General features: G+C 73.6%; 26 protein-coding genes. 16 read left to right on the forward strand and 10 right to left on the reverse strand.

Features of this window, described 5'->3' with window-relative positions; all coding sequences use genetic code 11:
- The 3 genes from ACFYZF_RS14005 to ACFYZF_RS14015 all read left to right on the forward strand — a co-directional run bounded on the left by ACFYZF_RS14005 (position 1) and on the right by ACFYZF_RS14015 (position 2,876).
- A complete protein-coding gene (locus ACFYZF_RS14005) occupies positions 1 to 861 on the forward strand; it encodes a hypothetical protein (RefSeq protein WP_387019774.1) in 861 nt (286 codons plus the stop codon).
- A 70-nt stretch (positions 862 to 931) separates the two neighbouring features.
- Entirely contained in the window at positions 932 to 2,074 is a 1,143-nt protein-coding gene (locus ACFYZF_RS14010; RefSeq protein WP_387019777.1) for a geranylgeranyl reductase family protein, read from the forward strand.
- A 31-nt stretch (positions 2,075 to 2,105) separates the two neighbouring features.
- Positions 2,106 to 2,876 (forward strand): isoprenyl transferase, encoded by a 771-nt coding sequence (locus ACFYZF_RS14015; RefSeq protein ID WP_387019780.1) that lies wholly within the window; start codon positions 2,106 to 2,108, stop codon positions 2,874 to 2,876.
- Between the two features lie 36 nt (positions 2,877 to 2,912).
- Here ACFYZF_RS14015 and otsB read toward each other — a convergent pair whose 3' ends face one another.
- The 3 genes from otsB to ACFYZF_RS14030 all read right to left on the reverse strand — a co-directional run bounded on the left by otsB (position 2,913) and on the right by ACFYZF_RS14030 (position 4,767).
- Entirely contained in the window at positions 2,913 to 3,740 is an 828-nt protein-coding gene (gene otsB / locus ACFYZF_RS14020) for a trehalose-phosphatase (protein ID WP_387019783.1), read from the reverse strand.
- 69 nt (positions 3,741 to 3,809) lie between these two features.
- On the reverse strand, positions 3,810 to 4,163 hold the full coding sequence (locus ACFYZF_RS14025) for a hypothetical protein (protein WP_387019785.1): 354 nt from the start codon (positions 4,161 to 4,163) through the stop codon (positions 3,810 to 3,812).
- A 163-nt stretch (positions 4,164 to 4,326) separates the two neighbouring features.
- The gene (locus ACFYZF_RS14030; RefSeq protein ID WP_387019787.1) at positions 4,327 to 4,767 is read right to left on the reverse strand and encodes a helix-turn-helix domain-containing protein; all 441 of its coding nucleotides are present in this window, start codon (positions 4,765 to 4,767) and stop codon (positions 4,327 to 4,329) included.
- A 264-nt stretch (positions 4,768 to 5,031) separates the two neighbouring features.
- Between ACFYZF_RS14030 and ACFYZF_RS14035 the strand changes: the two genes are divergently transcribed.
- From ACFYZF_RS14035 to ACFYZF_RS14060, 6 genes are all read left to right on the forward strand, one after another.
- A complete protein-coding gene (locus ACFYZF_RS14035) occupies positions 5,032 to 5,376 on the forward strand; it encodes a hypothetical protein (RefSeq protein WP_350880777.1) in 345 nt (114 codons plus the stop codon).
- A gap of 100 nt (positions 5,377 to 5,476) precedes the next feature.
- Complete coding sequence (locus ACFYZF_RS14040; protein ID WP_387019789.1) at positions 5,477 to 5,839, forward strand: hypothetical protein; 363 nt, start codon at positions 5,477 to 5,479, stop codon at positions 5,837 to 5,839.
- Between the two features lie 468 nt (positions 5,840 to 6,307).
- The gene (locus ACFYZF_RS14045) at positions 6,308 to 7,717 is read left to right on the forward strand and encodes a PhoH family protein (RefSeq protein ID WP_387019792.1); all 1,410 of its coding nucleotides are present in this window, start codon (positions 6,308 to 6,310) and stop codon (positions 7,715 to 7,717) included.
- A gap of 276 nt (positions 7,718 to 7,993) precedes the next feature.
- On the forward strand, positions 7,994 to 8,707 hold the full coding sequence (locus ACFYZF_RS14050; protein ID WP_387019795.1) for a lytic transglycosylase domain-containing protein: 714 nt from the start codon (positions 7,994 to 7,996) through the stop codon (positions 8,705 to 8,707).
- A gap of 117 nt (positions 8,708 to 8,824) precedes the next feature.
- On the forward strand, positions 8,825 to 9,481 hold the full coding sequence (locus ACFYZF_RS14055) for a rhomboid family intramembrane serine protease (protein WP_387019797.1): 657 nt from the start codon (positions 8,825 to 8,827) through the stop codon (positions 9,479 to 9,481).
- Between the two features lie 126 nt (positions 9,482 to 9,607).
- A complete protein-coding gene (locus tag ACFYZF_RS14060) occupies positions 9,608 to 10,573 on the forward strand; it encodes an NAD(P)/FAD-dependent oxidoreductase (protein WP_387019800.1) in 966 nt (321 codons plus the stop codon).
- Positions 10,574 to 10,738: 165 nt separating this feature from the next.
- Here the strand turns inward: ACFYZF_RS14060 and ACFYZF_RS14065 are convergent, their stop codons facing one another.
- Entirely contained in the window at positions 10,739 to 11,431 is a 693-nt protein-coding gene (locus tag ACFYZF_RS14065; RefSeq protein WP_387019803.1) for a TetR/AcrR family transcriptional regulator, read from the reverse strand.
- 145 nt (positions 11,432 to 11,576) lie between these two features.
- Between ACFYZF_RS14065 and ACFYZF_RS14070 the strand changes: the two genes are divergently transcribed.
- Positions 11,577 to 12,527 (forward strand): NAD-dependent epimerase/dehydratase family protein, encoded by a 951-nt coding sequence (locus tag ACFYZF_RS14070; RefSeq protein WP_387019804.1) that lies wholly within the window; start codon positions 11,577 to 11,579, stop codon positions 12,525 to 12,527.
- Here the strand turns inward: ACFYZF_RS14070 and ACFYZF_RS14075 are convergent.
- Together ACFYZF_RS14075 and glpX are read right to left on the reverse strand one after the other, a co-directional pair.
- On the reverse strand, positions 12,493 to 12,630 hold the full coding sequence (locus tag ACFYZF_RS14075; RefSeq protein WP_387019807.1) for a hypothetical protein: 138 nt from the start codon (positions 12,628 to 12,630) through the stop codon (positions 12,493 to 12,495). The genes ACFYZF_RS14070 and ACFYZF_RS14075 overlap by 35 nt on opposite strands.
- Before the next feature lie 9 nt (positions 12,631 to 12,639).
- Positions 12,640 to 13,671 carry a class II fructose-bisphosphatase gene (gene glpX, locus ACFYZF_RS14080; protein ID WP_387019810.1) on the reverse strand — a complete coding sequence of 344 codons (1,032 nt, stop codon included), beginning with the start codon at positions 13,669 to 13,671 and terminating at the stop codon, positions 12,640 to 12,642.
- A gap of 268 nt (positions 13,672 to 13,939) precedes the next feature.
- Between glpX and ACFYZF_RS14085 the strand changes: the two genes are divergently transcribed.
- Both ACFYZF_RS14085 and ACFYZF_RS14090 read left to right on the forward strand, forming a co-directional pair.
- Positions 13,940 to 14,671: a DUF4245 family protein gene (locus ACFYZF_RS14085; protein ID WP_387019813.1), complete on the forward strand. Its 732-nt coding sequence runs from the start codon at positions 13,940 to 13,942 to the stop codon at positions 14,669 to 14,671.
- 206 nt (positions 14,672 to 14,877) lie between these two features.
- Positions 14,878 to 15,735: a hypothetical protein gene (locus ACFYZF_RS14090; protein ID WP_387019816.1), complete on the forward strand. Its 858-nt coding sequence runs from the start codon at positions 14,878 to 14,880 to the stop codon at positions 15,733 to 15,735.
- Between the two features lie 46 nt (positions 15,736 to 15,781).
- Here the strand turns inward: ACFYZF_RS14090 and ACFYZF_RS14095 are convergent, their stop codons facing one another.
- Both ACFYZF_RS14095 and xseA read right to left on the reverse strand, forming a co-directional pair.
- Positions 15,782 to 16,006: an exodeoxyribonuclease VII small subunit gene (locus tag ACFYZF_RS14095; protein WP_387019818.1), complete on the reverse strand. Its 225-nt coding sequence runs from the start codon at positions 16,004 to 16,006 to the stop codon at positions 15,782 to 15,784.
- Positions 16,007 to 16,157: 151 nt separating this feature from the next.
- A complete protein-coding gene (xseA, locus tag ACFYZF_RS14100) occupies positions 16,158 to 17,378 on the reverse strand; it encodes an exodeoxyribonuclease VII large subunit (RefSeq protein WP_387019821.1) in 1,221 nt (406 codons plus the stop codon).
- A 177-nt stretch (positions 17,379 to 17,555) separates the two neighbouring features.
- Here xseA and ACFYZF_RS14105 point away from each other — a divergent pair, with 177 nt between their 5' ends.
- Entirely contained in the window at positions 17,556 to 18,548 is a 993-nt protein-coding gene (locus tag ACFYZF_RS14105; RefSeq protein WP_387019824.1) for a 4-hydroxy-3-methylbut-2-enyl diphosphate reductase, read from the forward strand.
- Positions 18,549 to 18,708: 160 nt separating this feature from the next.
- The gene (locus ACFYZF_RS14110) at positions 18,709 to 19,143 is read left to right on the forward strand and encodes a hypothetical protein (protein WP_387019827.1); all 435 of its coding nucleotides are present in this window, start codon (positions 18,709 to 18,711) and stop codon (positions 19,141 to 19,143) included.
- Between the two features lie 110 nt (positions 19,144 to 19,253).
- Here the strand turns inward: ACFYZF_RS14110 and ACFYZF_RS14115 are convergent, their stop codons facing one another.
- Positions 19,254 to 20,027, reverse strand: a complete 774-nt coding sequence (locus ACFYZF_RS14115) for an NADPH-dependent F420 reductase (RefSeq protein ID WP_387019830.1) — start codon at positions 20,025 to 20,027, stop codon at positions 19,254 to 19,256.
- On the opposite strand from ACFYZF_RS14115, the gene ACFYZF_RS14120 reads away from it, so the two are divergent.
- The gene (locus ACFYZF_RS14120; RefSeq protein ID WP_387019832.1) at positions 20,003 to 20,365 is read left to right on the forward strand and encodes a winged helix-turn-helix transcriptional regulator; all 363 of its coding nucleotides are present in this window, start codon (positions 20,003 to 20,005) and stop codon (positions 20,363 to 20,365) included. The genes ACFYZF_RS14115 and ACFYZF_RS14120 overlap by 25 nt on opposite strands.
- Before the next feature lie 13 nt (positions 20,366 to 20,378).
- Here ACFYZF_RS14120 and ACFYZF_RS14125 read toward each other — a convergent pair whose 3' ends face one another.
- Positions 20,379 to 21,557, reverse strand: a complete 1,179-nt coding sequence (locus tag ACFYZF_RS14125) for a DNA recombination protein RmuC (protein ID WP_387019834.1) — start codon at positions 21,555 to 21,557, stop codon at positions 20,379 to 20,381.
- 54 nt (positions 21,558 to 21,611) lie between these two features.
- On the opposite strand from ACFYZF_RS14125, the gene ACFYZF_RS14130 reads away from it, so the two are divergent.
- Positions 21,612 to 22,376 carry a hypothetical protein gene (locus tag ACFYZF_RS14130; protein ID WP_387019837.1) on the forward strand — a complete coding sequence of 255 codons (765 nt, stop codon included), beginning with the start codon at positions 21,612 to 21,614 and terminating at the stop codon, positions 22,374 to 22,376.
- The last annotated feature ends 33 nt before the right edge of the window (positions 22,377 to 22,409 follow it).

Below are 22,409 nucleotides of genomic sequence, written 5' to 3' on the forward strand. Positions count from 1 at the left end.
ATGAGGACGGCCGTCGAGACCCAGGTCCGGCGGCCGTCCGCCGTCCGGGCGCTGACCATCCTGCTCGCCGTGACGGCGGCGGCCACCGTCGTGGTCGAGCTGCTCAACTGGTGGTACGCGCCGGAGCAGGAGTTCGGGCTCGCGGTACGCACCGGCTGGGCGATGCTCCGCTCGCTCGGCTTCCTGGTGCTGATCGGGCACGTCCGCCGGGGCCGTACCGTGGCCAGGCCGTTCGGGCTGATCCTCGCCGTCACCACGGTCTTCGCGGTGGGCCGGCTGGTGGTGCCCCGGCAGGGCGTGCCGCCACTGCCCGGGCTGCTCGGCTTCGCCCTGCTGGCCGCGCTCTGCGTGGCCGTGGTCTGGCTGCTGTACCGCTCGGACGCGGTCGCGGGCCACCTGGTCCGGCACCGCAAGGGCCTGGTCGTCTCCGGCGGGACGATCTCCTGGCAGGAGGTCGCCCCGAAGCGCCCGCCGGTCACCGGCTGGCTGCTCACCAGCCGGGTCGCCGCGTTCACGTACAGCCCGTTGATGCTGGTCCCGGCCCTGGTCGCCACCGGCGCGATCCTGGACGGTCGGTTGGCCGCCGTGCCCGCCGTGCTGTTCTGGTTCGCCGCCGGCATCGGGGTCAGCTACCTCGTGCTGCTCTGCACCGCCTTCCTCATGCGCGGCAAGCGCTGGGCCAGGTCGCTGCTGGTGGCGATCACCCTCGGCGTGCTCGCCGTCGACCTGCCGCTGTGCTGGTGGCTGCTTGGGATCGACGGCCTGATTCGCGACGGCGGGCCGTTGCTCGCCGCCGCCGCCCTGGCGTTGTACGGGTTGTGGCGCGCCGGCCGGGTCGAGCAAGCGGCCGTGCCGGGCTGAGCGCACCGAGCAGGTCGTGGCGCGCCGGCCGGGCGTGCCGGGCTGAGCGCACGGAGCAGGGGGAGGCGGCATGACCGACGAGTACGACGTGGCGGTGGTCGGGGCGGGCCCGGCCGGGGCGGCCGCCGCGCTGGCGGCCCGCCGGGTCGGGGCCCGGGTGCTGCTGCTGGACCGGGCCGACTTCCCCCGGGACAAGGCGTGCGGGGACGGCATCGCCGCGCACGCGCTGGATGTCCTCGCCGGGCTGGGCGTCACCGACGCCGTCGACGGGTACGTCCCGCTGCCCCGGCTGCGGCTGGTCGGGCCCAACGGCGGGGCGGTGGCCCGGCCGCTGCCCCGGCCCGCGTACACGGTGCCCCGGAAGGTCTTCGACGCCCGGCTGGTGGCGGCGGCGGTGGCGGCCGGCGCGGAGCTGCGCCGGCACGCCGTGCGCCGGGTCGAGGCGCGCGACGGGTGGGTGGTGCTCGACGGCGACGTCGCCGCGCGGGCGGTGGTCGGCGCGGACGGCGCCGGGTCGGTGGTCCGCCGGGCGCTCGGCCACCCGCCGAACCCGGACCGCCACCTGGCGCTGGCCGTCCGGGGGTACGCCCAGGCCCGGCCGGGCCCGTCCGAGCAGCTCATCGTCACCTCGGCACCGCGCTGGCCGGCGTACGCGTGGTCGTTCCCGATCGGCGACGGGCGGGCGAACGTCGGGTACGGGGAGGTGCTGCGGGGCGAGCCGCTGACCCGCGCCCACCTGCTGGACCGGCTGGCCGCGCTGCTGCCCGGCACCGACCCGGCCGCGGTGACCGCCCTGCGCGCCCACCACCTGCCGCTGTCCACCCACCGCCCGCCGCCGGGCCGGGGTCGGCTGGTGCTCGCCGGGGACGCGTTGTCGCTGATCAACCCGTTCACCGGAGAGGGGATCTTCTACGCGCTGCTCTCCGGCGCGTTGGCCGGCGCGGCGGCGGCCGGTGACCCGGGCGCCGCCGCCCGGCGGTACGCCGCCGCCCTGCGCCGTCGCCTCGGCACCCACCTGCGGCACAGCTCGACGGCGGCCCGGCTGGCCCGGCGGCGGTGGGTGGTCGACGGGGCGGTGCGCGCGGCCCGCCGCGACGAACGGGTCTTCGGCACCGTCGTCGAGCTGGGCCTCGGCGACGGCCTGCTGGACGCACGCACCCTCGCGATGATCGGCATCGGACTCTCGGCCCGGGATGGGCCACCGCGGGACTGATCCGGGTGGCGGGTCGCTACTCTGCAAGGTGATGACTCTGCGGAACCTCCTCTACTCCGTGTACGAGCGGCGGCTGACGGCCATGCTCGCGGGCAAGCCGGTGCCTCGGCACGTGGGCGTGATGTGCGACGGAAACCGCCGGTGGGCCCGTGAGATGGGATTCGTCGACCCCAACGACGGGCACCGGATGGGCGCGGAGCGGATCAAGGAGCTGCTGCGCTGGTGTGACGCCGCCGGGGTGGGGCACGTGACGCTCTGGCTGCTCTCCACCGACAACCTGTCCCGCCCGGCGGAGGAGCTGGACCCGCTGCTCCAGATCATCGAGGACCTGAGCACCGAGCTGGCCGAGGAGGGCAACCCCTGGCGGCTGCGGATGGTCGGGGCACTTGACGTCCTGCCGGCGCAGCACTCGGCGGCGCTCAAGGCGGCCGAGGAACGGACCCGGGGGCGCGTCGGCGGCGCCCAGGTCAACATCGCCGTCGGGTACGGCGGCCGGCGCGAGATCGCCGACGCGGTCCGCTCGCTGCTGCTGGAGCATGCCGCAGCCGGCGGCACCATCGAGGAACTGGCCGAGGCGTTGGACGTCGACCACATCTCCGAGCACCTCTACACCCGCGGCCTGCCGGACCCGGACCTGATCATCCGGACCAGTGGAGAGCAGCGGCTGTCGGGCTTCATGCTGTGGCAGTCGGCCCACTCGGAGTACTACTTCTGCGAGCTGAACTGGCCCGACTTCCGCCGGGTCGACTTCCTCCGCGCGCTGCGCTCGTACGCCACCCGCCAGCGCCGTTTCGGCACCTGACCCGCCCCGTTTCCCACCGGCGGGGTGTGGGCGTCCTCAGCGTAGGTGGGGGAGGGCCTCGGTGAGGAAGTCGCCGAGGGCGGCGGGGGAGTCGATCGTCAGGTCGGCGGCCTCGGCGACCTCGTGGCCGGTCTCCGGGTTGGCCACCGCCACGCAGACCCCGAGGAACTCCGGGTCCGCCGCCGCGCGGGCGCGCAGCGCCGCGAACGCCTTGATGTCGGAGACGTCGTCGCCGAAGTACCAGGCGCCGCCGGCGTCCCGGACCACCTCGCCGATGACCATTCCCTTGTCCCGGTCGACCGGAGGCTTGATCTCCAGCACCATCCGGCCGGCCTGCACGCGCAGACCGAGCCGGTCGGCCTGGGCCCGGCCCCATTCCTGCACCTGGGCGCCGAGCTGCGGGGCGGTGCGCCAGTGCAGAGCCACGGAAAGCCGCTTGAACTCGACCAGCGCCCCGGCCGGCAACTCGGCGCGGGCGAGGTCGGCCAGCTCCCGCATGGTCGGCACCCAGGGCAGTGCCGCCGGCTCGGTGACCGTCTCGCCGCCGGAGTGGCTGTGCTCCAGCCCGTAGAGGCCGTAGAGGTCGACGCCGGCCAGCCCGCCGAGTTGGTCGCGGAGGAACTCCACCGGCCGGGCGGAGACGATCGCGATCCGCCGGACCAGCGGCGCGAGGGCCTCGATCGCGGCCAACACCTTCGGGGCCGGCAGTACCGCCGTCGGGTCGTCGTCGACGGGCGCGAGTGTGCCGTCGAAGTCGAAGAAGAGGACGGTGTCGCCCACCCGGCTGGCGGTCGCCTGCCAGGCCCGGTCGGCGTCCAGCGGGGTCTTCGGCTGTTGGTTGCCCAGATTCAACGGTGGTGGCACGGGCGAAAGCGTACCCCGGAGTGAGCGGCCTATCCGTGGTCGAGACGAGTCTCCCCGGACCGGTTCAGGTCAGCGTTCGGAGGCTCCCCGACCCCGTCGTCCGAACGGCACCACCTCGGCGTCCTGGCCGTGGCTGAGCAGGTAGCCCTCCACGAAACCGGTGTTCCGGTCGCCGGTGCGCGCCTCGATCTCGTTGAGCCGGGCCACCAGGAACTCGGTGAGCGCGCTGATCCGGTCGTTGAGCCGGTCGTGCAGCTCGGCGACGACGGCCAGGACGACCGCCGTGCCGGCGGTGGTGAGCGCGAGGACGTTGGCGACCACGGGGAGCTGCCCGCCACCGGCCGCGCCGAGCACCAGGTTGCCGGTCACGGCCGATGTCAGGGACACCACCGCGACCACGACTGCCAACCACTTCAGGGTCATGGACAGACCCCTCCTTCTGTCCCGCAGGGCTGAGTTCGGCCTTGTCCCGTCCCCCCGCCGATGACGAGCCCAAGCAGTACGAATAGGGACGCTAGCGCTCCCGTTCCTCCCCCGAAGGCAAACGAATGGGTTCGATCCTGCCGTTCTTTCGCCATCTGAGGAACTACCCCGCCCGATTACCCATTTTCCGGACATCGATGGGAAGGGTTGGGCGATAAGCGAGGTATCGGATGGTTTCCCGGATGTGGAACTTCTCCGCGTCCGACACGTTCGGGTCGATCAGCCGGCGCAGCAGCGCCTCCACGTCCGGGTCCATCGGAGGTGGGCCGGGCGCGGGGCGCGGGGTGGCCGCCCGGTCCCAGCCGAGCGCCGCGAAGGCGGCCGTCGGGTTGAGGCCGAGGCCCTCGCAGAAGGCGACCACCCGCTCGGCCTCCGGGTCGCTGACCCAGTCCCCCCGGACCCAGCGGTTGATGGTCTGGCGGGAGACGCCGGTACGCCGGGAGGCCTCGGTTCCGCTCCAGGCGCGCATGGCCCGGGCGTCGTCGAGGGCCCGGCGAACGAAGGCGGCGAAGGCGATTTTCCGGGCGTGAGCGCTCTCGGTCACTCCGTGACGGTACGACCACTCACGTCTGGTCCGGTCGCGGGGCGCGCTTCTGTCACGTGAGTGGGACACGCGTACGACCCGTCGGGTGACCGTTCCGCACCGGTTTCGTGGGGCCTCACCAGGGGTGGAATAGGTGCCGGTCAGTGCCGGTGTGATCGGACGAAAAGCTGATACTGTCACGTTCATGGGACAATCTACCGTGTGTCACGTGCCTGAGACGACTGGTGCTCGCATGCGTCCCTCAACCGGTACGAGGGAGGTGTGGTGACCGAACTCGCCACTCGCGCCCAGGCATTCGGCCTGATCGCGGAGGGGGTGGCCGCCGGGCTGAGCGCGCCGTGGCGCCTCTACCTAGCCAGGGGCTGCCGTTTCCTGTCGCTCAACGTGGGAGATCGGGTGGAGTGGAACGCCTGGCGGACCCACCTCGGCTGCCCGGAGCTCAGCGTCCGGGTCTACGACGCCGGCGGCGAGATCCGCCGCTCCTCGGTCGCCGAGGTGGTCCTGGACGGCTGCCGGATCAGCGTCGAACTGACCGAGGAGGTCAGCACCGACGACCTGGACCGGCTGCTGGCCACCGACCCCACCTCCGTCGAGCCGGAGGAACGATGAGCGTCCCGCCGCGCCGCCGTCCCGCCGCGCCGCCGTCCCGCCGCGCCGAGCCGCTGTCCCGCCGCGCAGCCGCCGGGACGTCCCGCCGGGGGGCCGCCGGATGAGTCCTTTCCTCGCGGTCTTCCTCGTCCTCGTCCTCGGCTCGACCAGTTACGCTGCCGGCCGGCTGCACGGTCAGCTCAGCTACCGGATCGGCTACCGCTTCGGGTACCGGCAGGGGTACTTCGACGGCGACCGGGGCGCCTGGAACCGGCGCCGCCGGGAGGCGCAGGCGGCCATCGCCTCAGCCCTGGCCGGCCCGCCGCCGGCCCGCGACCGGAGCGGCCAGGCCGCCCGGCAGGGCACCACCTACACCGGCTCGTCCTTCGCCGCACCGTCCCGCAGGGGTGCCGTGGCGGTCGCCGCGCCGGCCAACGCGAGCGGGCGGCACCCCACCGGCGCCCTGGTCCGGTGGCGGGGCTGAGCAGGCCCGGCCGGCCGCCAGCTCGCGGCGGCGGCTCCGGCCTGGCTTCCGGCGGCGGCTACGCCCCCCGCCCGCCGGCTTCCGCCGGCCGGGGGGAGGGTCGGACCGCCGGCTCCCGCCGGGGCGGCACGAGCCCGGTGCGTCGTCCGCGGCGGACGCGCACCGTCGGGGCCACGTCAGACCGGTGACCGTGGCCCCACCGGCCGGCCGGGATGCGCGCAGGGGGCATGCATCCCGGCCGGTCCGCCGTGCCCGCCCGCCGGCCCGTCGCCGGAGATCCAGTCGACAACCTCTAGCCGGGACGTCCCGGCGGGGCTAGCGTCTAGTCATGGCACGGGGCTCCCCCGAGCCAGCCGGTCAGCCCGGATCTGCGACCTCGCGCACGGGGCCCGCATCCGACCCCGTGTCCCCGGGCACCGGACGAGGCGGAACGCGGATGGCCGGGTGCCCATCCGTCGGAGCAGGCCTGTGACGACTCGCCGTACCCCCGCCGGTGCCGACCAGACCCCGGCCGCGACTGCCACGACCCGCCGCGCCACCCGGAGCCGCCGCGCGGCTGCCCCGGTCGAGCCCGAGGAGCCCCGACCAGCCGGCCAGGCGTTCGTCCTGGACACCTCGGTCCTGCTCTCGGACCCGGCGGCGTTCCACCGGTTCGCCGAGCACGAGGTGGTGCTGCCCCTCGTGGTCATCTCCGAATTGGAGGGCAAGCGGCACCATCCGGAGCTGGGCTGGTTCGCCCGGCAGTCGCTGCGCATGCTGGACGAACTGCGCGTACGTCACGGCCGGCTGGACCGGCCGGTGCCCGCCAACGACGACGGCGGCACCCTGCGGGTGGAGCTGAACCACACGGACGACGGCGTGCTGCCGCCCGGCTTCCGCAACGAGTCCAACGACGCCCGGATCCTTTCGGTCGCGCTCAACCTCGCCGCCGAGGGGCGGGAGGTGACCCTGGTCAGCAAGGACATGCCGCTGCGGGTGAAGGCGGCCTCGGTCGGGCTGCACGCCGACGAGTACCGGCACGGCCAGGCCAGTGACCCGACCTGGACGGGGATGGCCGATCTGGAGTTGGCTGAGGACGAGATCGGTCGGCTCTACGCGGGCGAGACCCTGGACGTGGACGCCGCAGCCGGGCTGTCCTGCCACACCGGGCTGGTGCTGCAATCAACGCGCGGCTCCGCGCTGGGCCGGGTGCTGCCCGACAAGACGGTCCGGCTGGTCCGGGGCGACCGGGAGGCGTTCGGCGTGCACGGCCGCTCGGCCGAGCAGCGGATCGCCCTCGACCTGCTGCTGGACGAGTCGATCGGGATCGTCTCGCTGGGCGGCCGGGCCGGCACCGGCAAGTCGGCGCTGGCGCTGTGCGCCGGCCTGGAGGCGGTGATGGAGCGGCGCCGGCACAAGAAGGTGGTCGTCTTCCGCCCGCTCTACGCCGTCGGTGGCCAGGAGTTGGGCTACCTGCCCGGCTCCGAGACCGAGAAGATGTCGCCCTGGGCGCAGGCGGTCTTCGACACCCTCGGCGCGGTGGTGCACGAGAACGTGCTGGAGGAGGTCATGGCCCGGGGGATCCTGGAGGTCCTGCCGCTCACCCACATCCGGGGCCGCAGCCTGCACGACGCCTTCGTCATCGTGGACGAGGCCCAGTCGCTGGAGCGGGGCGTGCTGCTCACCGTGCTGTCCCGGATCGGCCAGGGCTCGCGGGTGGTCCTCACCCACGACGTCGCCCAGCGGGACAACCTGCGGGTGGGGCGGCACGACGGGGTGACCGCCGTGATCGAGGCGCTCAGGGGCCACCCCCTGTTCGCGCACGTCACGCTGACCCGGTCCGAGCGGTCGCCCATCGCCGCGATGGTGACCGACCTGTTGGAGGGCATTCCACTCTGAGCGCGATTACCGACCGTTAAATGGTGTTTCGTCCCCATTCTGCCTGTGGCCCAGGTCACAAATGTGGCTGATGGTTTCCCATCGGTCCCACCGTGCGCAATGGTGTCCAACGAGCGCCCGCGTCCCGGAAAGACGTCCGCCGTCGTCGACGGCGGGGCGGAAGGAACCCGGGTGCGCCGGCTGCGACCGGCAGGGTCGGGGCGCTCACGACGCGGGTCGACCCCTCCGCGGGTCGGGGCCGCGTCGTGTCCTTGCCCCCGACGAAGGGACCACTTCGTGAGTCGGCTGTGGAGCCGGTTCGGTGCCCGTACCGCCGCCGTCGCACTGCTCTCCGTGGGCGTTGCCGGCGGCTTCTATCTGGGCGAAGACCGGGAAACTCAGCAACAGGGCCTGACCGCGCAGGTCGGCCTCCAGGTCGACCAGGCCGAGTACGACTACCAGCGCGACCGGCAGGCCGAGCACCGGATCAGCTCCGCCAAGCAGCGGGCCGCCGAGTACCAGGCCAAGCTGCGCGCCGCCGCGGCGGCGAAGGAGGCCGCCGAGCGGGCCCGCGAGGCCGAGGCCGCAGCGGCGTCCCGCAAGAAGGAGCGCGAGGCGGCGGCGAAGAAGGAGGCCGCCGAGAAGGCGGCGGCGGCAACCAAGGCGAGCAAGCCGTACGACGGCCCGATCCCGGCCTCGTGCGGCGAGTACGGCGGCAACCGGAAGATCGGCTGCGCGCTGATGCTCGACGCCGGCTTCGGCATCGACCAGTTCCCGTGCCTGGACAAGCTCTGGACCAAGGAGAGCGGCTGGAACCACAAGGCCCGCAACCCTTCCTCCGGCGCGTACGGCATCCCCCAGTCGCTGCCGGGCAGCAAGATGGGCTCGGTGGCCGGTGACTGGGAGACCAACCCGGCCACCCAGATCAAGTGGGGCCTCGGCTACATCAAGGGCCGGTACGACAACCCCTGCGGCGCGTGGCGCAAGTCGCAGAGCAGCGGCTGGTACTGACCGGCGGAGCATCGGGGCGGGGGGGGGTGCGGAATTCGCACCCCCCGCCGCTGTCATGTCGGGACCGGTTTCACCCACGGGTGGCGGTCGGCGGGGTTTGCTGATAGCTCTTGGGGGGTGACCCTGCACGGCGAACCCCCGGGTGGCGACCCGCGACGCTTCGGCACCGAGGCCTTCTACGCCTCGATCGGCCGCGCCTTCGTCGCCATGTGCGCCGTCGTGCCGGTCCTCTTCCTGGTCGAGGGCCTCGACGCCGGTCTCGGCATCGACCTCGACCTGGCCGGCGGCATCATCCCGCGCCGCATCGACGGGCTGGACGGGGTGCTCTTCTCGCCGTTCCTGCACGCCGACTTCAACCACCTCTACAGCAACAGCGTGCCGCTGATCCTGCTCGGCACGTTCGTGCTCGCTGCCGGCTTCCGGCGCTTCCTCTGGTCCACCCTGGTCGTGGTGCTGGTCAGCGGGCTGGGCGTGTGGTTCACCGGCTCGCCGAACTCGGTCGTGGTCGGGGCCAGCGGGGTGATCTTCGGCTACCTGGGCATCCTGCTCACCCGAGGCGTGGTCGAACGGAGCTGGTGGAACTTCGGCGTGGTGCTGCTGGTCGGTCTGCTCTACGGCTGGCAACTGCTGGGCATCCTCCCCACCAATGAGCGGATCTCCTGGCAGGGCCACCTCTTCGGGCTGGTCGGTGGCGCGGTCGCCGCGATCCTGTTCCGGCGTCGCCGGGCCGAGTCCGATCCGTACGACCTGGACTCCCCGCTCACCCTGCCCTGACGCGGCCCCTTCCCCTGCCACCCGGGCGCGGCGCGCGGGTGTGGGACGTGCTTGCCCCGCTCCCGCGCCGGGCCTACGGTCGGCACCAGCACGCGTTTATCCATGAGCGGAAAGTGACGGTACGTCATGCCCGAGGTGGACGTCGCAGTGATCGGTGCCGGTCCGACGGGGCTCTTCGCCGCGTACTACGCCGGGTTCCGGGGGCTCTCCGTGGCGGTGGTCGACGCGCTGCCCGAGGCAGGTGGCCAGATCACCGCGATGTACCCGGAGAAGTTGATCCTCGATGTGGCCGGCTTCCCGGCGGTCAAGGGTCGGGACCTGGTGGCCAACCTGGTCGCCCAGGCCGCCCCGTTCCACCCGCGGTACCTGCTCGGCACCCGGGCCGAGAAGCTGTCCCTTGCCGAGGGGCGGCCGGTGCTCGGCCTCGCCGGTGGCCAGCAGCTCTCCTGCGGCGCGGTGATCGTCACCGGCGGTCTGGGCAGCTTCAGCCCACGTCCGCTGCCGGTGGCCGACAGCTTCACCGGCGCCGGGATCGTCTACTTCGTGCCGGAGCCCGCCGCGCTGGCCGGCCGGGATGTGCTGATCGTCGGCGGTGGCGACTCGGCGTTCGACTGGGCGCTGGCGTTGCAGCCGCTGGCCCGCTCGGTGACGCTGGTGCACCGGCGGGAGAGGTTCCGGGCCCACGCCGGCACCGTCGCCCGGGTGCAGGAGCTGCCCGTCCGGGTCATCGTCAACGCCGAGGTCACCCGGCTGCACGGGGACAGCGCGGTGACCGGTGCCGAGATCACCGTGCGGGGCGGTAGGCCCGAGACGCTGCCGGTCGACACGGTGGTGGCCGCGCTCGGCTTCACGGCAGACCTGGGCCCGATCGCCGAGTGGGGGCTGCGACTGGACCGTCGGCACATCGTGGTGGACAGCGCGATGGCGACCAACCTGCCCCGGGTGTTCGCGGCCGGGGACATCACCGAGTACCCGGGCAAGGTCCGGCTGATCGCCACGGGCTTCGGCGAGGCGGCCACCGCGGTCAACAACGCCGCCGTGGCGATCGACCCGTCGGCCCACCTCTTCCCCGGCCACTCCTCCGACGCCTGACCCCAATCCCACCCCACCCCACCCCACCCACCCCGCCCGCGCCGCACCTCATCCGTGCGCCGATCTTGCAGTTGAGGCCCGGACAAAAGGTGCAGAATGGGTCGAACCGGGGGCCCGAAGTGCAAGATCGCGGGGTGGGTCAGCGGGGGCGGTGGGTGGGTCGGGTCAGCGGGGGAGGCCGATGAGGTCGGCCATCAGGGCGGTCTGGTGGTCGAAGTACGCGTCGCGATGCGGTAGCGCGCGGTTGATCCGGCCGAACAGCTCGAAGCTGATCAGCCCGAAGAGCTGGGTCCAGCCGGCCATCCCCCGGGCGAGCAGCGCCGAAGGCAGCCCGGGGGCGAGGCCGTCGGCGACCTCCGCGAGGTCCGTCCGGAGCGGCTCGGGCACCTCTCCCGGGTCGGGGGCGGCGAGCCGCCCGGCGGCCATGCCGTCGCGCAGGATGCCGACCAGGATGGCCGGTGGGCGCTGGGCCGGCCCCACCGTGTCGGCCGGGGCGGCGTACCCGGGGACCGGGCTGCCGTAGAGCAGCGCGTACTCGGCGGGGTGGGCCAGGGCCCAGTCACGGGCCGCCCGGCACGCCGCGTGCCAGCGCCCCCGCAGGTCGAGCCGGTCCGCGCCCGCGTCGGCCGCCTCCACCACCGCCCCCAGTGCGTCGTACGCATCGATGATCAGTGCGGTGAGCAGGTCGTCCCGGCTCGGGAAGTAGCGGTAGATCGCCGAGGACACCATTCCCATGTCCCGGGCCACCGCCCGCAGGCTGAGGTTCGCCCCGTCGCTGGCGAGGTGCCGGCGGGCGACGGCCTTGATCTCATCGAGCATCTCGGCGCGGACCCGGGCGCGGATCGAGGAGGCGGGCATGGTCCTCACTCTGCCACAGCCGAGAGCGGCCATCAAAACAGAGAGCACTGCTCTTGACGGGCGGCTGGGCGGGGCTGCATGCTGGGCGGGCCACGTCGAGAGCAGTGCTCTCTAGTCGTACTCATGCTTCGAAAGGTGATCTGTGATGTCGCTGCACGTGATCGTCGGCGGCGGGCCCGTCGCCACCGCCACCGCCCGCCTCCTCACGGCCGCCGGCGAGCGGGTCCGGATGGTCACCCGGCGCGGGACCGGCCCGGATCACCCGACCGTCGAGCGGGTCGCCGCCGACGCCGCCGACCCGGACCGGCTCGCCGCCCTCGCCGAGGGCGCGGTCGCCCTCTACAACTGCGCCAACCCGGCGTACCACCGCTGGCCGATCGACTGGCCACCGCTGGCCGCCGCGCTGCTCACCGCCGCCGAGCGCGCCGACGCCGTGCTCGCCACGGTCGGCAACCTCTACGGGTACGGGCCGGTCGACGGCCCGATGACCGAGGCGACCCCGCCGGCGGCCCCCGGCACGAAGGGGCGGGTCCGCAACCGGATGTGGGCCGAGGCGCTGGCCGCCCACCGCGCGGGCCGGGTCCGGGTGACCGAGGTGCGCGGCTCCGACTACCTGGGCGCCGGCGCCACCTCGATGCCGATGATGCTGCTGCCCGGGGTACTCGCCGGCCGCCGGGTGGTGCTGCCCGTCGACTTCGACGCCCCGCACACCTGGACGTACGTCGACGACGTCGCCCGTACCCTGGTGGCGGTCGCCGCCGACGAGCGCGCCTGGGGCCGGGCCTGGCACGTACCCAGCCCGCCCGCGGTCTCCGCCCGCGAGTTGGCCACCCGGGCCGCAGTCCTGGCCGGCGCCCCTGCCCCGAGACTCACCCGGCTGCCGTACCCGGCGCTCTGGCTGGGCGGGCTGGTCAACCCGTTCGCCCGGGAGTTGCGGGAGACCGCCTACCAGTTCGACCGGCCGTACCTGCTCGACTCGACCGCGGCCACCGCCACGCTCGGCCTCGCGCCGACCCCGCTGGACCGCGCGCTCGCCGAGACCGTCGCGGCCCTGCGCGGCGTCACCCCGCCCGCCGACCGGAAGGCCGCTCGGTGACCGTCGGCGCTGAGCCGGAGCCCTCCTGACCGGTGGCGGGCCGGGTGCGGGCGGCGATCACCACCGCGACCAGGGTGAGCGCCGCACCCGGCAGCGTGGCCACGTCGGGGTGTTACTCCTGCTCGGCCAGCGGACGACCGTCGAAGTCGATCGCCGAGTACAGCGCCAGCTTCTCCAGCCGGTGGTACGAGTCGATCACCCGGATCGTGCCGCTCTTGGAGCGCATCACGATCGACTGCGTGTACGCCCCGCCGGCCCGGTAGCGCACACCGCGCAGCAGGTCGCCGGAGGTGACCCCGGTGGCCACGAAGAAGCAGTTGTCGCCCGTGACCAGCTCGTCGGTGGTGAGCACCCGGTCCAGGTCGTGCCCGGCGGCGAGCGCCTTCTCCCGCTCCGCGGAGTCGCTCGGCCAGAGCTTGGCCTGCATCATCCCGCCCATGCACTTGAGGGCGCAGGCGGCGATGATCCCCTCGGGAGTTCCGCCGATGCCCATCAGCACGTCGACGTCCGACTCGTCGCGGGCGGCGGCGATGGCACCGGCGATGTCGCCGTCGGAGATGAACCTGATGCCGGCCCCGGCGCGGCGGATCTGGGTGACCAGGTCGTTGTGGCGCGGGCGGTCCAGCACGCAGACGGTGACCTCGGAGATGTCGGTGCCCTTGACCTTGGCGATCCGGCGCAGGTTGTCGGCCACCCCGGCGTTGATGTCGACCACGTCGGCGTAGGCCGGGCCGACGGCCAGCTTCTCCATGTAGAAGACGGCACTCGGGTCGAACATCGCCCCGCGTTCGGCCACCGCGAGCACGGCGAGCGCGTTCGGCATGCCCTTGCTCATCAGCGTGGTCCCGTCGACCGGGTCGACCGCGACGTCCACCTCGGGGCCGGTGCCGTCGCCGACCTCCTCGCCGTTGAAGAGCATCGGGGCGTTGTCCTTCTCGCCCTCGCCGATCACCACGACGCCCCGCATCGGGATCGAGTTGATCAGCTTGCGCATGGCGTCGACGGCAGCCCCGTCGCCGCCCTCCTTGTCGCCCCGGCCGACCCACCGGCCGGCGGCCATCGCCGCCGCCTCGGTGACCCGGACCAGGTCGAGGGCGAGATTGCGGTCCAGATCCTGGGGGGTACGCGTCCTGGTGCTCGTCATGACGGCTTCCTCCTCGCGACGTTGCGGGGTGGACCGGCGGCACGCGGTCGTCGCCGCCGCCAGTTTTGTCGCTGATCCTCACACGATCGTCAACCTATCGCCGGGTCGGGGCGCTGGTGGCCACCTTCCCGCCAACCGGTCGGTGGGACGGATCACCCTGTTACTCCCGCTCACCCGGCCGGCTGGGGAACGCGCCGGCTGGGAAACGCGCCGGCTGCCGGTGGTGGTGGGCCGCTTCTCGTTCCTCGGGGCCTGGAAGAATGGGGAGGTGGATCCCGCACAGCCCGCCGAGCGCACCCCCGCCGAGCCGACCCCTGCGACGCCCGCTCCGTCGGAGCCGACCCCGCCGGCCCCGGCCGGGGCGCCGGCCCTCGTCGAGCCGGCGTCCACCCGCCCGGCCGGGCCGGGCGAGCAGTCCGCGCCGTCCCCGAGCGGGCCGGCGGTGTCGCCGGGGCGGCCCGGGGGGCGACCGGCAGCCGGCAAAGAGAAGAGCAGGTCCGAGCGGTCGCCGAAGGACATGGCGATCTCGCTGTTGGTGCTGCTGGTCCCCATCGTCCTGCTGCTCGCCTTCTACCGGGGCTTCCTCGGGGGCGACCAGCCGAACACCGTCGACCCCGCCCCGGCGCTGGAGCAGGCCCGCGCGGCCAACGCGTTCCCGGTGAGCCAGCCCACCGGGCTCGGCGACGACTGGAAGACGGTCAGCGCCAGCTACCGCGGCGTGGAGGGCGGCTCCAGCCTGCGGATCGGTTACCTGACCCCGGAGGGGCGGGGCGCCCAGCTCGTGCAGAGCAGCGTGCCTCCCGAGCAGCTGTTGCCCGCCGAGCTGACCGCCGAGGGGCAGCCCCAGGGCCCCACCGAGTTGGGCGGGCGCAGTTGGCAGCGCTACACCGCCCGGGGCAACGAGCAGGCCCTCGTGCTGCTCGAACCGGACCGTACGGTGATCGTGGTCGGCGACGCTCGGGAGAACGAGCTGCGCCGGCTCGCCGACGCCGTCCGTTAGGGCGGGCCGCCTCGCCACCGGGCCGCCCCGGTGGGGCGGATGGACCGGACAGGGATTGCCGAAGGCGGCGACAGGGAACAGAAGGTGTGCGACCTCGTCGGCGCAGCCAGCCGGACGGGACTCGTGCGTCGGAGCCAGCGCTCGGGCTACGGCGTGACGCCTCCGGTGCCCTGCGCGGGCCGGACGACCCACTTGGAGAGGTTCACGTGACCATTCGTCGCTTCAGCGCAGCGGTCTTCGCCGCGACGCTGCTCACCCCTGGTCTGGCAGCCTGCAACAGCACCGGAACCGGAGAGGCGGGGTCCTCCGCGTCCCCGGCGGTTTCCGGTAGCGCGGCTTCCGGCAGCGCCGCCCCGGGCAGCGCCTCGCCCGGTACGGGCGACGCCAAGCAGGCCCTGTTGAACTCGACCAACGAGATCCGCAACGGAAACTTCCGGTTCACCATCGCCGGCGTCGGCACCACCGCCGAGGGGCGGGTGCACGAGCCGAGCCAGAGCGCCGAGATGAAGCTGACCATCGGCGACGCCTCCTCGGACGTGCTGATGAAGCTGGACCTGGTGCACCTCAAGCCGGACAGCTGGGTCAAGCTCGACCTCGGTGGCCAGGCGGCCAAGCTGCCCGGCGTGCAGAACCTCAACCTCGGCAAGTACCAGCACCTCGACCAGTCCCGGATCAAGGGCAACCGCAACCTGGCGTTCGACTTCGACAAGGTCGACCCGGCGGGCAGCGAGGTGCTGACCCAGGGGGTCACCGAGGTCCGGCAGACCGGCGAGGGCGCGTACGCGGGCACGATCGACGTGACGAAGGCCGCCGAGGCCGGCTCGCTGAACGCCGAGCTGATCAAGACGCTCGGCCAGCAGGCCCGTTCGCTGCCGTTCACGGCGAAGCTGGACCCGCAGGGCCGGCTCAGTGAGCTGGTCATCCAGATCCCGGCGTCCGGCCAGAACAAGGCGCAGGACATCAAGATCACGTACGCCGACTACGGTGCGGCGAGCGCCGCCCAGCGCCCGCCGGCGGCCCAGGTCGTCGAGGCTCCCAACGAGCTGTACAACCTGTTCAGCTGAGGCTCGGGCGGGTGCGGGGCCGGCCGTTGCCGCCCCGCACCCGCCGTCAGGCGTCCGGCTGCTGCTGACGGGCCGCGTCGATGCGGGCCCGCGCGCCGTCGAGCCAGCGCTGGCAGATCTCGGCCAGCTTCTCGCCGCGTTCCCAGAGCGCCAGCGACTCCTCCAGCGAGGTGCCGCCCGTCTCCAGCCGTTCCACCACCGAGGCCAGCTCGGCGCGGGCCTGCTCGTAGCTGAGCCGCTCGTCCGGCCCGGCGTTCTTCTCGTCAGTCATCGGTCCCATCCCAGCACATCCCCGTCCGTCCGCCACGCCGGGCGCTCCGCCGTTCCGTACCGGGCCGCCCGGTCGGCCCGCCCGCGTCACGCCAGCCCGCTCCGCCGGCTCGCCCCGCGCGCTCAACCATCGCGGCCGACTCGCCCCGCGCTCAACCGTCGACCGTCGCGGCCAGCTCGCCCTCGGCGAGGCGTACCCGCAGCGGGTCGCCCCCGCCCACCTCGCCGGCCGATCGGACCACGTGGCCGTCGGCCCGCTGGACGATCGCGTAGCCCCGGTCGAGGGTGGCGGCGGGGGAGAGGGCGCGCAGCCGGGCCAGGGTGTGCCGCAGTTCCTCCCCGGCCGCGCCGAGGCGGTGGTCCAGGCAACGCCCGGCCCGCTGGCGCAGCGCGGCGACCTCGGTGGCCCGCTGCTCCACCATCACCTGCGGCCGGGCCAGCACCGGCCGGGACCGCAGCCCGTCCAGGCGGTGTGACTCCCGGTCGACCAGGTTGCGCACGGCCCGTTCCAGCCGGTGCCGGGCCTGCCCGATCAGGCGCAGTTCCTCGCCCAGGTCGGGCACCACCCGCTTGGCCGCGTCCGTCGGCGTCGAGGCCCGCACGTCGGCGACGTAGTCGACCAGCGGCGCGTCCGCCTCGTGGCCGATCGCGCTGACCACCGGCGTACGGCAGGCGAACACCGCCCGGCACAGCGCCTCGTCGGAGAAGGGGAGCAGGTCCTCGATGCCGCCGCCACCCCGGGCGATGACGATCACGTCGACGGTCGGGTCGGCGTCGAGCACCCGCAGCGCGTCGACGATCTGGGTGACGGCGCCCGCGCCCTGAACGGCCACGTTGACCGTGCGGAACTCCACGGCCGGCCAGCGCCGACGGGCGTTGGTCAGCACGTCCCGCTCGGCGGCGGAGGCGCGGCCGGTGATCAACCCGACCCGCCCGGGCAGGAACGGCAGCCGCCGCTTGCGGGCCCGGTCGAACAGCCCCTCGGCGGCCAGCAGCTTCTTCAGCTTCTCCAGCCGGGCCAGCAGCTCGCCGAGCCCCACCTGACGGATCTCGTCGGCGCGCAGGCTCAGCGTGCCCCGGGCCGCGTAGAACTCGGGCTTGGCGTGCAGCACCACCCGGGCGCCCTCGCGCAGCTCGGGGGCGCCCGCGTCGAGCACGTCCCGGTTGGTGGTCACGGTCAGACTCAGGTCGGCCGCCGGGTCCCGCAGGGTGAGGAAGACGGTGCTGGCCCCGGGCCGCCGGCTGATCTGCGCCACCTGCCCGTCGACCCACACCCAGCCGAGTCGGGCGATCCACGCCCCCACCTTCTGGCTGACCACCCGCACCGGCCACGGCTCCTCGGAGCTGCTCCGCCCGTTCTCACCCGCACTCACCCCCTCACCCTACGGACGCCCCTGACGATCACGGGTCCCGCGTCGCCGGCCGGGCGTCTCGCGGCCCGGATCTCGCGGCCTCCGGTCGACGGCTGGGGACCAGCCCGGCGGTCGGCGGGGGCTGTGGCGGGGATCGCAGCGGCCGTCCGGCTCGGGTCCGGCACGTAGGATGGGCGGGTGACCGAGGCTCAGGCGACCCCCCAGACCGGCAAGCGCGTGCTCCTGGCCAAGCCCCGCGGCTACTGCGCGGGCGTCGACCGGGCGGTGCAGACCGTCGAGGAGGCGCTGAAGCTCTACGGCGCCCCGATCTACGTGCGCAAGCAGATCGTGCACAACAAGCACGTGGTCCGCACGCTGGAGGACCAGGGCGCGATCTTCGTGGAGGAGAACGAGGAGGTGCCGGAGGGCGCCACCGTGATCTTCTCCGCGCACGGCGTCGCCCCCGAGGTCTACGAGCAGGCGAAGGTCCGCTCACTCAAGGCGATCGACGCGACCTGCCCGCTGGTGACCAAGGTCCACCAGGAGGCGAAGCGGTTCGCGGCCGAGGACTACGACATCCTGCTGATCGGCCACGAGGGGCACGAGGAGGTCGTCGGCACCGCAGGCGAGGCCCCCGCGCACATCCAGCTCGTCGACGGCCCGGGCGACGCCGACAAGGTCACCGTCCGCGACCCGAGCAAGGTGGTCTGGCTCTCCCAGACCACGCTGTCGGTCGACGAGACCCTGGAGACCGTGGCCCGGCTCAAGGCCCGGCTGCCGCTGCTCCAGTCGCCGCCCAGCGACGACATCTGCTACGCCACCTCCAACCGGCAGCACGTGGTCAAGGAGATCGCCCCCGAGTGCGACGTGATGCTGGTCGTCGGTTCGCGCAACTCGTCGAACTCGGTACGGCTGGTCGAGGTCGCCCTGGACGCCGGCGCCCGCGCCGGCCACCTGGTCGACTTCGCGCACGAGATCGACGACACCTGGCTGACCGAGGCCCGCACCGTGGGGCTGACGTCGGGCGCGAGCGTCCCCGACGAGTTGGTCCAGGAGGTGCTGGCGTACCTCGCCGAGCGGGGCTTCACCGACGTGGACGAGGTGGTGACCGCCAACGAGCGGCTGATCTTCTCCCTGCCCCAGGAGCTCAAGCGGGACATGAAGGCCGCCGCGGCGGCCACCCGGGCCTGACAGCCGTGCGGTGCCCGACTGTCGACCGGCGGCCGTCGCGCCTGACGGTCGGGCCTGCCCGGCGGTTCACCCGTCCGGTCCGGCGCCGGTTCGTCGCCCTCGGCGGCGAACCCATGGCCGGCGTCGGAACGGATCGTCGTCCGGGCGCGTCGGAACAAGCATGAAGACTCCTCGGATGGCCCTCGCCGCCCTGGTCGTCTGCGCCGCCCTGAGCGCCTGCGGCGGCCAGGGGGCCGGTGACGGCACGCCCGCCCCCAGCCCCTCGGGAGGATCGCCGATGACTGATGCGACCAGCACCGGACCGACGGACCCGGCCGACCCGACCGCCGCCGTGCCGCCCCCGTCGGCGCCCACCAAGACCCCGCAGGGGCCGAGCCTCCCGCCGGGCCCCGGCGCGGCCACGCTGACGGGCACCGTCGAGGCCGGGGTGGAGCCCGGCTGCCGGCTGCTGGACGGCCACCAGCTCGTCGGAGGCCCCGCCGACGTGCTCACACCCGGCACGAAGGTCACGGTCACCGGCCAGGCCAAGCCCGACATGATGACCACCTGCCAGCAGGGCATCCCGTTCGTCGTCGAGTCCGCCCGCCGCGGCTGACCCGTACCCGACCGAACGGGACGTCCCGGCAGCCCGTCCCCCGCCCGACGCGGGGCGGGCTGCCGGTGACGCTGGATGTCAACGCGGACCAGGACGATTCGCCCCGACGGTCAGTTGGCCGTGGCCGCGGCGAGGGACGCCGGATCCACATCGGGGACGGCGAACCTGGGGTTCGACCCCGCTGCCACGACACGCATGACGAATCCCGCGGCCTCCTCCAGTTGGCGCGCACTGGTCAGCCCACCGATCACCGCAGTCCGTCCGCCAAGGTCAGCGGTCAGCGCTGCGGCACGTTCCAGCGCACCGGGCTGGTCGCCGCAGATCGCCACGACCGGTGCCGAGTCCTGCGGCCCCGCGTAGGGCCAGGACGCTCCGGCGAACAGGTGGAGTGCCTTCACCACGTGCGCGCCCCGCGCGATGCGGGCGACGAGTTCCGCGGCCGAGCCCGACGTCGGCTTGAGCTGCCCGGTGGCGTAGTCGACGGCGTTGGTGCAGTCGATCACCGTCATGCCGCTCAGGGCGCCGTCGGCCCCGCCGACGAGGGAGAGTGCCTCCTCCAGGCCATCCCATGCGACCGCGACCACGACCACGTCGACCCGTGCCGCGAAGTCGGCGGGTCCGACAGCCTCAGCCGCGTCGCCGATCTGGCCGGCGGCCCGGCTGGCGTTTCCCGAACTGCGCCCTGTGACCACGACCGTGTGGCCAGCCGCCGCCCATGCCCGGCCGAGCGTTGTGGCGAGGTTTCCGGTTCCCAAAATTCCCACGTTCACGGTGATCTCCTTGATCTGAGGGATGACCTGGAGAACGCTAGGACGGCGGCTCCTACCATCTGGTAGGAGATCGCTGCGACACTGGGAGGATGATCGACGGGACCTGCCAGACATTCGTGTCGGACTGTCACGTCCGCACGGCAGTCGAACTGATTAACCACGCGTGGGATCCCGTCGTCCTGTCGGCACTGCGCGCCGGCCCCACGAGGCGCAACGACCTGTTGGAACGCATCGCGGGCATCAGCGACAAGGTCCTGACGCAGGCGCTGCGACGGCTGCGAGCGCGGGGCCTGATCACCCGGCGGGGCAACGACGACCGGGCGCCGGGGCGTCGCGGCGTCGTCTATCAGCTGTCGCCGCTGGGCGAGTCGTTTGCCAACGGCCCACTCGCGCAACTGGCCCAGTGGGCCGCAGCGCACCAGGCGGAGCTCCTCGAGCCGGCAACAACGTGACGATCCGCGACAGCTAGCGCTCCGTCGCCCGGTGCCGGTCGGCCACTGCCGAGGTCGGCTCCGCCAGCTCCGGCGCCTGCGGCTGGCGGGGGGCCACCTCGACCTGCGCGGGGACGGCCAGCTCCTGGTCGGACACGCCCAGCTCGGCGAGCTTGCGGGCGCTGACCAGCACCCGTGCCTCCAGCGAGCCGACCGCCCGGTTGTACGCCGTCACCGCCCCGCCGAGCGACGCGCCGAGCTTGCCGACGTGGTCGCCCAGGGTGGACAGCCGGCCGTACAGCTCGCGGGCCAGCGAGTGCACCGCGACCGCGTTGCGGGCCAGCGACTCCTGCCGCCACGAGTACGCCACCGTACGCAGCAGCGCCACCAGGGTGGCCGGCGTCGCCAGCACCACGTCGCGGGCGAACGCGTGCTCCAGCAGCGTCGGGTCGCGCTGCAACGCCACGTCGAGGAACGGGTCGGCCGGCACGAACAGCACCACGAACTCGGGGGTCGAGTCGAACGCGGCCCAGTAGGACTTCGCGGCCAGCGCGTCGACGTGTGCCCGCAGGTGTTTCGCGTGCGCGTCGAGCTGGGTGTTCCGGCCCCGTTCGTCGCGCGCCTCCATCGCGGTCAGGTACGCGTCGAAGGGCGCCTTCGCGTCCACCACCACGGTGCGTCCGCCGTGCAGCCGGACCACCAGGTCGGGGCGGACCCCCTGGTGGTCGGTGGCGGCGGTGACCTGCTCGTTGAAGTCGCAGTGCTCCAGCATCCCGGCGGCCTCGACGATCCGGCGGAGCTGGTGCTCGCCCCAGCGGCCCCGCACCTGGGGCGCGCGCAACGCCGCCACGAGCTGCTTGGTCTCGGTACGCAGCTCGCCGGAGACGGTGTTCATCGCGCGGACCTGCTCGCGCAGTTCGGCGTACGCGTCGACCCGGACGTGCTCCAGGTCGGCGACCCGCTGCTCATAGCGCCGGAGGGTGTCGTGCAGCGGCGCGACCGCCCGGGCCACCGCCTCCTGGGACTGGGCGGTCGCCTCGTAGCTGAGCGCCCGCATCGACTGCTCCAGCCGCCCCTCGCCCTCCCGGGTCGCGGCGAGGGTGGCCTCCAGCCGGGCGATGTCGGCTGCCGCCCGGGACCGGGCGGCGAACCAGCCCAGCGCGCAGCCGAAGGTGAGGCAGAACACCACCACGGCCAGCGTCGAGAAGCTCATCACCAGAGCTTGCCAAACGCGTACGAGGTGACGACGCCGGGTACGTTCGATGACATGGAACTTGTGCTCGTGGTCATCCTCGCGGCGCTGCTCGTCGGCGGTCTCCTCTGGTGGCGCCGGGAGAGCGCGGCCCGGGCGGCCCGCAGCCTGGCCGACGCGCGCGCCGACGCCCAGCGGTGGTACGAACGCCTCGGTGGCCAGGTGATGAACCTGCACGGCGACGACCCGGCGGTGCGGCAGGCCCTGGTCGACGCCGGCGAGCGGTACAACGCGGCGGGCGGCCAGCTCGAGCAGGCCCGCACGGTCCACCAGTACCGGCTGGCGCGGGAGACCGCCCTGGAAGGGCTGGCGTACGCCCGGGCGGCCCGGATCGCGCTGGGCATCGACCCCGGCCCCGAGCTGCCGCCGCTGGCCTCCGCGCAGGGTGCCGGCCAGCTCACCCGGGAGCGCGAGGTCAACGTGCAGGGGCAGACCTTCCGGGCCGGCCCACAGCCCGGCCGGGCCACGCCCTACTACTACCCGGGCGGCCGGATGCAGGGTCGGCCGGTGCCGGCCGGCTGGTACTCGACGCCGTGGTGGAAGACCGCGCTCGGCGCGGGCGCCGGGGTGCTCGGCGGCATGCTGATCGCCGACGCGCTCTTCTCCCCGGCGTTCGCCGACCCGGGGTACGGCGCCGAGGCCGGCGGCCAGGAGGGCTTCGACGGCGGCGGGGACCAGGGCGGCGATTTCGGCGGCGGCGACCAGGGCGGCGATTTCGGCGGCGGTGACTTCGGCGGCGGTGACTTCGGCGGAGGCGATTTCGGGGGCGGCGACTTCTGACGCTGGGCACGCGTGAAGAAGGTCCCCCACCGG

Origin of the sequence: Micromonospora sp. NPDC001898, assembly GCF_042891255.1 — a bacterium.
GTDB lineage: Bacteria > Actinomycetota > Actinomycetes > Mycobacteriales > Micromonosporaceae > Micromonospora.

What these genes read in the sequence shown, in the direction of transcription:
- ACFYZF_RS14005 (WP_387019774.1), top strand. Translation starts at nt 1, where the DNA reads ATGAGGACGGCCGTCGAGACCCAGGTCCGGCGGCCGTCCGCCGTCCGG.
- ACFYZF_RS14010 (WP_387019777.1), top strand. Translation starts at nt 932, where the DNA reads ATGACCGACGAGTACGACGTGGCGGTGGTCGGGGCGGGCCCGGCCGGG.
- ACFYZF_RS14095 (WP_387019818.1), bottom strand. Translation starts at nt 16,006, where the DNA reads ATGACTGACGAGAAGAACGCCGGGCCGGACGAGCGGCTCAGCTACGAG.
- ACFYZF_RS14060 (WP_387019800.1), top strand. Translation starts at nt 9,608, where the DNA reads ATGCCCGAGGTGGACGTCGCAGTGATCGGTGCCGGTCCGACGGGGCTC.
- ACFYZF_RS14070 (WP_387019804.1), top strand. Translation starts at nt 11,577, where the DNA reads ATGTCGCTGCACGTGATCGTCGGCGGCGGGCCCGTCGCCACCGCCACC.
- ACFYZF_RS14065 (WP_387019803.1), bottom strand. Translation starts at nt 11,431, where the DNA reads ATGCCCGCCTCCTCGATCCGCGCCCGGGTCCGCGCCGAGATGCTCGAT.
- ACFYZF_RS14110 (WP_387019827.1), top strand. Translation starts at nt 18,709, where the DNA reads ATGAAGACTCCTCGGATGGCCCTCGCCGCCCTGGTCGTCTGCGCCGCC.
- ACFYZF_RS14120 (WP_387019832.1), top strand. Translation starts at nt 20,003, where the DNA reads ATGATCGACGGGACCTGCCAGACATTCGTGTCGGACTGTCACGTCCGC.
- ACFYZF_RS14025 (WP_387019785.1), bottom strand. Translation starts at nt 4,163, where the DNA reads ATGACCCTGAAGTGGTTGGCAGTCGTGGTCGCGGTGGTGTCCCTGACA.
- ACFYZF_RS14040 (WP_387019789.1), top strand. Translation starts at nt 5,477, where the DNA reads ATGAGTCCTTTCCTCGCGGTCTTCCTCGTCCTCGTCCTCGGCTCGACC.
- glpX (WP_387019810.1), bottom strand. Translation starts at nt 13,671, where the DNA reads ATGACGAGCACCAGGACGCGTACCCCCCAGGATCTGGACCGCAATCTC.
- ACFYZF_RS14130 (WP_387019837.1), top strand. Translation starts at nt 21,612, where the DNA reads ATGGAACTTGTGCTCGTGGTCATCCTCGCGGCGCTGCTCGTCGGCGGT.
- ACFYZF_RS14015 (WP_387019780.1), top strand. Translation starts at nt 2,106, where the DNA reads ATGACTCTGCGGAACCTCCTCTACTCCGTGTACGAGCGGCGGCTGACG.
- ACFYZF_RS14125 (WP_387019834.1), bottom strand. Translation starts at nt 21,557, where the DNA reads ATGAGCTTCTCGACGCTGGCCGTGGTGGTGTTCTGCCTCACCTTCGGC.
- ACFYZF_RS14115 (WP_387019830.1), bottom strand. Translation starts at nt 20,027, where the DNA reads ATGTCTGGCAGGTCCCGTCGATCATCCTCCCAGTGTCGCAGCGATCTC.